This is a genomic window from Mesorhizobium sp. M1423 (genome assembly GCF_040317575.1).
Taxonomy (GTDB): domain Bacteria; phylum Pseudomonadota; class Alphaproteobacteria; order Rhizobiales; family Rhizobiaceae; genus Mesorhizobium.
This window is the reverse complement of the sequence record NZ_JAMYKU010000075.1, coordinates 1-1548: the sequence shown is the minus strand read 5'-3', so window position 1 is coordinate 1548 and position 1548 is coordinate 1. Positions and strand designations below refer to the sequence as shown.

Annotated in this window: 2 protein-coding genes; one reads left to right on the top strand and one right to left on the bottom strand. The window is 61.6% G+C overall.

Annotation, left to right across the window (positions count from 1 at the left end; translation table 11 throughout):
* Nucleotides 1-86 precede the first annotated feature (86 nt).
* Nucleotides 87-1439: a transposase gene (locus NKG95_RS34125; RefSeq protein ID WP_353043869.1), complete on the bottom strand. Its 1353-nt coding sequence runs from the start codon at nt 1437-1439 to the stop codon at nt 87-89.
* Between NKG95_RS34125 and NKG95_RS34120 the strand changes: the two genes are divergently transcribed.
* On the top strand, nt 1332-1548 hold a 217-nt coding region (locus NKG95_RS34120), incomplete at its 3' end, for a hypothetical protein (protein WP_353043870.1). The genes NKG95_RS34125 and NKG95_RS34120 overlap by 108 nt on opposite strands.

Sequence of the window (1548 nt, the reverse complement as noted above, 5' to 3'; positions counted from 1 at the left end):
CCGATAGTGTTGAAGAAGTCGGCGATGAAGCCGTGGATCCACTCGCACCGAAGCGTCTTGATTAAGGTCGACGCGACCTCCTCGCCCTAAGTGGCTCGGACGTATGTCCCGAGGGTGCAGATCTTGGCCAATTTCCTGAGGTTCTGGGCGATGGCTGCAAGGTGGAACTCATCGCGGGCACCACAGGGGCCGCGCAATCGCAATCGATCGAGCTTCAGGATGCGCTTGAGGTGCGCGAACAGCATCTCCACCTTCTTCCGCTGATAGCGTGAGGTCTGGTAGGCGTCTGTCTTTGCGATGTCGCGGGCCATGTCGCGCGCGCCCTCATGGATCGAGCGCAGCACCTTGCGCGCCGGCTCCTTCGGGCAACAGCTGGGCTTCAGAGCACAGGCGTCGCAATCCAGCTTGCTGGCGCGATAGCGCATCATTCCATTCTCGTCGACGAGAGGGTGCGGCACCCGATAGGTCTTCTGGCGCTGCCTGAGCGTCTTCCCGCCAGGACAGATGTATGTATCGGCCTTATGGTCGTAGGTGAAGTCGTCGCGCGAGAAGGTGCCATCCTTGCGCCTGGACTTGTCGAAGACCGGGATATGCGGCTCGATCCCACGCTCATGCACCAACCAGTTCAGCATTTCGGCCGAGCCGTAGCCGGTGTCGGCAATCAGCCGCTCCGGCCAGAGGCCGAGCTCGTCGTGCGCCCGCTCGATCATGGTCTTAGCGGCCGTCACCTCGGCTTGGCGCACCGCGGTCGAGGGCTCCACGTCCACGATGATGGCGTGCTCCACGTCGATCAAATAGTTCGTGCAATAGGCATAGACGGCTGGGCCACCCCAAGCGGCAGTCCAGCGCGCGGCGGGATCAACAGGGGAGACGAACTTGGGCTCCACCGGCGTGGCGGCCCCGAAGGTGGCATCATCCAAGGTGGCGAGGTATTCGGCCACGGCCCGCTTGGCCTCTGGCTTGAGTTCCTCAGCTGTTTCAATCCCGCGCTGACGCTGCGCGTCGGCGACGATCATGCTGGCATCGACCGCAAAGCCTTCGCCGCCAACGAGCCCTTCTGCCATGCAGCGTCGGACGACGGTCTCGAACAGTTCGCGCAGCAGATCAGCATCGCGGAAGCGTCCGTGGCGGGTCTTGGAGAAGGTTGAGTGGTCCGGCACATCACCCTCGAGGCCAAGCCGGCAGAACCACCGATAGGCCAAGTTCAGATGTACCTCCTCGCACAGCCGGCGCTCCGAGCGGATGCCGAAGCAATAGCCGACGATCAGCATCCTGATCAGGAGTTCAGGGTCGATCGAGGGACGGCCGATCGGGCTGTAGAAGGGCGCCAGATGCTGGCGGATGGCGGACAGATCGACGAAGCGGTCGATCGATCTGAGCAGGTGGTCCGCCGGCACATGCCGCTGCAGGCTGAAGCCATAGAACAGCTCCTCCTGCATCACACTTTGCTCGCCCATCATCGACTCAATCTCCTCTTACAACGAAGATTGAAGAAGATTGAATCAGTGCTTCAGGACTGCTGCAACCCGGACTTTTTCAACATTATCG